This is a genomic window from Dietzia sp. CW19 (assembly GCF_014145265.1).
Classification (GTDB): Bacteria; Actinomycetota; Actinomycetes; order Mycobacteriales; family Mycobacteriaceae; genus Dietzia; species Dietzia natronolimnaea.
In genome coordinates, this window is sequence record NZ_JAALEE010000300.1 from 1 (window position 1) to 4,953 (window position 4,953).

The following is a 4,953-nucleotide window of genomic DNA, read 5'->3' on the forward strand; positions in this document are numbered from 1 at the left end:
CGCGTGGGCCGCGTCGTCTTCGGCGCGTGGGAGCCCCGCACGGGGGCCTGCGGATCGCTCTGGGACGTGGTCCGCGACCGCCGGCTCGTCCACCGCCCCGAGGTCCGGGGCGGGGTGCTCGAGACCGAGTGCGCCGCGCTGCTGGAACAGTTCTTCCGCGCTCGGCGGTAGCGGCGCCCCCGTACGGCGGTGACGGGATCGTGACCATGGTCCGGTGGAGGCCCGGCGCACATCTCCGTACGGTGGATCGGGAGAGGCGCCGGGCACCGGCGCCGCGATCGAGAGGAGCACCACATGGGTGTGGGAGACAAGTTCTCGAACAAGGCCGAGGAGCTCGGCGGCCGCGCCAAGGAGTCGGCCGGCGCCGCGACCGGCGACCGTGACCTCCAGGCCGAGGGCCAGGCGGATCAGGGCAAGGCCGGCATCAAGCAGGGTGCCGAGAAGCTCAAGGACAAGGCCAACGAGGCCGCGAGCAAGCTCACCGGCAACGACAAGGCCTGATTCGCCCCGGCGAGCAGGCGATTTCCGCCTGCGGCCGCTCGTGAAGTAGCCTGATCGGCGGTGGCGTGTCCGAGCGGCCGAAGGTGCAGCACTCGAAATGCTGTGTTGGGTAACCCCCAACCGTGGGTTCAAATCCCACCGCCACCGCCACTGGGAGAGCCCCGGAACTCATCGGAGTTCCGGGGCTCTCCTCATTTCTCGGAGTGCGTAGAACTGCTCCGGTGGACCGGGTCGTCGCCCGGGACGACGTCCGAGACGAAGTCCGGCAGGGCGGCGACTGCATGCAGAGTCGTGATCGCGGACTCGATCACGGTCTCCTGGGGCAGCCCGGACTCCTCGCCCAGCAACGCCAGCTCCTCGACACCGGCCAACCATGCGCGCGTGAGGACCAGCGCCATCGGGCCGGGCCGGGTCACCCCGATGCTGTGGAGGATGCGCTGGCTGATGGTGCGGTGCATGCCGTCGACGACCTGCTCCAGCATCGGGTCCACGGACCTGCCCGACCGCAGCACCGCCACGTAGTTGTCGCGGCGCCGCTGGATGTAGCGCACCAGGGCCGTGATGATCGCGCGGGTCCCGTCCTCCGCGCTCGTCCCCTCGGGCACCTGGGTGAGCGACAGGACGTGCTCGGCGGCCGCGTGGACCACCGCCGTGAGATAGTTCAGCTTGGTGGGGAAGTAGTGGAAGAGCAGGCTGCGGGAGACACCGGCCCGCTCGGCGACGTCGTCCATCGAGAGGGCGTGAAAAGGGACCGTCTCGAGGAGCCGGACCCCCAGGACCACGAGTTGGTCTCGGCGTTCGTGCCGGGAGAGCCGTCGGCCGCTCGTACCGGTCATCGCTCACCTCGTCGTCGTCGTTTCCTGCCGCCGTCTTTTCTTGCCGCCGTCGTTTCCTGCCGCGGCGTTTCCCGCCGTCGTCGCGGGCTGCCGTCCTCGATTCCCCCCATCGTAGGGCCACGGCCGGCCCCCCGGACCGTCGTGCCACGATGGGACCCATGTCGGATCACACACCCCCCACCCCGCGCGCGACCACCTTCGACGTGGGTTCCCGGATGGTCCTCGCCGGCACCGCGGGGGGCCGTACCGGCGTCATCCACACCCCGCACGGAGACATCGCGACCCCGGCGTTCATCCCGGTCGGCACCAAGGCGACGGTCAAGACCCTGACTCCCGAGCAGGTCCGCTCCACCGGGGCACAGGCAGTCCTGGCCAACGCATATCACCTGTACCTCCAGCCGGGCCACGACGTGGTCGACGCCGCCGGCGGCCTCGGTGAGTTCATGCGCTGGTCCGGGCCCACCTACACGGACTCCGGGGGCTTCCAGGTGATGAGCCTCGGGGTGGGGTTCAAGAAGGTGATCGAGATGTCGGCGGGCGCCGCCACGACACCGGACGACTCCGCCACCAACAAGGGCCAGGGCCGGCTCGCCAAGGTCGACGAGGACGGCGTCACCTTCACCTCGCACCTCGACGGCTCGCCGCACCGCTTCTCCCCGGAGGTGTCGATGCGGATCCAACACGGCCTGGGCGCCGACATCATGTTCGCCTTCGACGAGCTCACCACCCTGATGAACACCCGCGTCTACCAGGAGACTTCAGTCGAGCGCACGCGTCGCTGGGCCCAGCGCTGCCTTGACGAGCACCAGACGCTCTCCGAGCAGCGCACCCACCGGCCCGGGCAGTCGCTGTGGGGCGTGATCCAGGGCGCGCAGTTCGAGGACCTGCGGCGACAGGCTGTGCGAGGGCTCGTGGAGATGAGTGACCGGGCTGAAGGCCAGGGGCGGCGCGGGTTCGGCGGTTACGGGATCGGCGGGGCGCTGGAGAAGGAGAACCTGGGCACGATCGTCGGCTGGTGCACCGAGGAACTGCCAGAGGACCGGCCGCGGCACCTGCTGGGGATCAGTGAGCCCGACGACATCTTCACCGCCGTCGAGAACGGGGCCGACACCTTCGACTGCGTGGCCCCCACCCGTCTGGCCCGCCACGGCGGCATCTACACGCTGGACGGGCGGGTCAACGTCACCCGCGCCCAGTTCCGGCACGACCACACCCCGCTGGATCCCGAGGGCCCGTCCGAGGTCTCGCGCGAGTACAGCCGGGCGTACCTCCACCACCTGTTCAAGGCCAAGGAGTTCCTCGGCTCGACCCTGCTGACGCTGCACAACCTGGCGTTCGTGGTGCGTCTGGTCGACGAGGTGCGCGCCGCGATGGAGACCGGGCCGGATGAGTACGCGGCCTACAAGGCCGAGTTCCTGGGACGGTACTACTCGGCAAAGGTCTGAGTCTGAGCTGGACTGCGCGCGGTGAGAAGTGCGCCCCGGAACCCGACGCGCCTGCCACAGCGGGGATATCCTGGCAGGGTGGGGGCGTGACGAACGACCGACGCGACCTGCCCGCGGACCTCGAGGCCGAGATGGCGAGGCGGACCCCGTACGGGCTGCATCCCGAAGCGAAGACCGGGGCGCTCACAGAGCTCAGTGAAGCCGCCGCCGACGCCGCACGGAACCTCCTGGACAAAGCCGCCAGCCGGCTCGCCAGGGGGCAGGACGACCGGGCCGACCGCCTGATCGCTCGCGTCGTGGCGATGCCGTACGACGAGCACTGGGGATGCTGGCACGGGACCGCGATGGCCGGTCAGCTCCTGTTCGACGCGCTGTCCACGATCGCCGAGGAATGGGCGGAGGCCCAGGAATCCCCGGAGGACTACGAGTCGGTCTACTGGCTCCACGAGGACATGAACCGGGCCGTCGACGTCATGGACCCGGACAACCTCGCCGTCCTGCGAGAGACCCTGGAGACCATCGTCGCGGACGCCACCCTCCTCGGCATCAGCCCTCGCGAGTCCCGCGGGCTCGCTGCGGCCGCGGAGAAGATGCCCGCCCCGTCGATGCCGAAATCCGGGTGGACGGTCCCGCCCGACGCCTCCGAGATGCGTCGTGAGGAGATGATTCGCATCTACCTCGATGTCCTCGTCGATGTGATGAGGGTGATCGACACGAGCGGCGGCCCTCAGGACTCAAAGTAGAGCCGGTAGTGCAGCGAGCACCCCGGATTAAATGCGGTTCCGCAGGCCGGGCAGGCGTCGGTGGCCTGGTACTCGCTGATCGTCAGCGTGGTCCGGCACGCGCCACAGAGTAGGGCATCGGTGTCGAACTCGTCCCGCGGCCACACCGACAGCGCATGGTCGGTGGCGTCGGCGTGGCAGCGGAAACAGGGATAGAACTCGCCGCAACAGTGGAAGCGGATCGCGATGACGTCCAACGGGCCGTGGTAGTGGATGCACCTGGTCTGGTCGTCGACCGTCGCGCCGAGCACGGTCACCGCGGCGGGTCGAGCGGCGTCGCGCCCGTCGTCTGCGTCCCGGTCAGCGGAGATCATACCGCCGATTGTGACAGGGAACCCGACAGTGCGGTCTGATAGCTGGGCTCGCGCTTCTTGATCCACGCGATCACCACGTACGTCACCGGCAGCAGGACCGCCTCGACGAGGGTCTTCCAGACGAACCCGATCACCACGTAGTTCCAGTAGTCGCCCGACCCGAGGACCATGCCCAGGGCGGGTGCGGCGATGGTGCAGAAGACGATGGTATCCGCGAGCTGGCCCACCACGGTCGAACCGAGCAGCCTGGCCCACAGGGTCTTCTCCCCGGTGCGGCGCTTCATCCACACCAGGACGTAACTGTTGAGCAGCTCGCCCACCACGTACCCGGCCAGGCCGGCCAGGAAGAACTGCGGGATCACGCCGGCCACGGCTTCGAACGCGTCCTGGTTCTCGTAGAACGGGGCCGGCGGCAGATGGACGGTGAACGTGAAGCTCAGCGCGGCCAGCGCCAGGACGGCGAAGCCGGAGAGGACGACACGGCGCATCGCCTTGAAGCCGTACACCTCGCTGATCACGTCGCCCAACACGTACGCCAGTGGGAAGAGCAGGAAGGCTCCGTCGGTGACGAGCCCGTCGAGTGAGAGGAACCCGAGCTCGAAGCTCAGGTCGGGGAAGAGCAGGACGCCCTTGGTGCCGGTGACGTTGCTGATGAGCATGACGCCCACGAACAGGGCGATCAGGTAGCCGTAGTACGGGCTGGCGATGGTGGCGAAGACTGCGCGGTCTGTCCCGCCGCGGTCGCCGGGGGAGGCGTGGCCGGTGGTGGTCGCGTTAGTGGAGGTCGAGTCTGTGGGGTTCGGGGTGCTGCGCGCCGGCTCGGGGGTGGTCCCGTCCGGCCGCCCAGGCCCGCGCAGGTCAGGGTTCTGTTGCGATGAAGTGGTCACGGGCGTCGATTATCCGCGCCCGTCCGGCATCCCGCGAATCCCGCGTATCCCGAGTCACCCCGGTTGGCGGACAGCCCCACCTAGTTGGCGGACTCCTCGCCGATTCTCGGGCCGGATCTCGCGCGAGAAGTCCGCCAGGCGCGGGTTGATGTCCGCCAACCGGGATGGGGGACGGCGGGGGGATGGGG

Annotated in this window: 6 protein-coding genes, 1 tRNA gene and 1 pseudogene; 5 read left to right on the top strand and 3 right to left on the bottom strand. The window is 69.2% G+C overall.

Translation table 11 applies throughout. From position 1 onward, the window contains the following. From G6021_RS09550 to G6021_RS09560, 3 genes and pseudogenes are all read left to right on the top strand, one after another. Window positions 1-171, top strand: a pseudogene (locus G6021_RS09550) (nucleoside deaminase); the annotation flags it as partial. A gap of 123 nt (window positions 172-294) precedes the next feature. Beyond that, window positions 295-501 carry a CsbD family protein gene (locus G6021_RS09555; RefSeq protein WP_017838254.1) on the top strand — a complete coding sequence of 69 codons (207 nt, stop codon included), beginning with the start codon at window positions 295-297 and terminating at the stop codon, window positions 499-501. A gap of 59 nt (window positions 502-560) precedes the next feature. Continuing rightward, window positions 561-651 (top strand) — tRNA-Ser (locus G6021_RS09560). A 41-nt stretch (window positions 652-692) separates the two neighbouring features. Here the strand turns inward: G6021_RS09560 and G6021_RS09565 are convergent. Continuing rightward, window positions 693-1,337 (bottom strand): TetR/AcrR family transcriptional regulator, encoded by a 645-nt coding sequence (locus G6021_RS09565; protein ID WP_182641156.1) that lies wholly within the window; start codon window positions 1,335-1,337, stop codon window positions 693-695. 158 nt (window positions 1,338-1,495) lie between these two features. On the opposite strand from G6021_RS09565, the gene tgt reads away from it, so the two are divergent. Both tgt and G6021_RS09575 read left to right on the top strand, forming a co-directional pair. Then, complete coding sequence (gene tgt, locus G6021_RS09570; RefSeq protein WP_182641157.1) at window positions 1,496-2,782, top strand: tRNA guanosine(34) transglycosylase Tgt; 1,287 nt, start codon at window positions 1,496-1,498, stop codon at window positions 2,780-2,782. A gap of 86 nt (window positions 2,783-2,868) precedes the next feature. Further along, window positions 2,869-3,525 (top strand): hypothetical protein, encoded by a 657-nt coding sequence (locus G6021_RS09575; protein ID WP_182641158.1) that lies wholly within the window; start codon window positions 2,869-2,871, stop codon window positions 3,523-3,525. Here G6021_RS09575 and G6021_RS09580 read toward each other — a convergent pair. Further along, a complete protein-coding gene (locus G6021_RS09580) occupies window positions 3,510-3,878 on the bottom strand; it encodes a CHY zinc finger protein (RefSeq protein WP_182641159.1) in 369 nt (122 codons plus the stop codon). The genes G6021_RS09575 and G6021_RS09580 overlap by 16 nt on opposite strands. Beyond that, window positions 3,875-4,585 carry a queuosine precursor transporter gene (locus G6021_RS09585; protein WP_182641160.1) on the bottom strand — a complete coding sequence of 237 codons (711 nt, stop codon included), beginning with the start codon at window positions 4,583-4,585 and terminating at the stop codon, window positions 3,875-3,877. The genes G6021_RS09580 and G6021_RS09585 overlap by 4 nt, the downstream gene beginning before the upstream one ends. Window positions 4,586-4,953 lie beyond the last annotated feature (368 nt).

Bases quoted from the DNA above. Each gene is read 5' to 3' on its own strand.
- G6021_RS09580 (WP_182641159.1), bottom strand. From the start codon at position 3,878: ATGATCTCCGCTGACCGGGACGCAGACGACGGGCGCGACGCCGCTCGA.
- G6021_RS09555 (WP_017838254.1), top strand. From the start codon at position 295: ATGGGTGTGGGAGACAAGTTCTCGAACAAGGCCGAGGAGCTCGGCGGC.
- G6021_RS09565 (WP_182641156.1), bottom strand. From the start codon at position 1,337: ATGACCGGTACGAGCGGCCGACGGCTCTCCCGGCACGAACGCCGAGAC.
- tgt (WP_182641157.1), top strand. From the start codon at position 1,496: ATGTCGGATCACACACCCCCCACCCCGCGCGCGACCACCTTCGACGTG.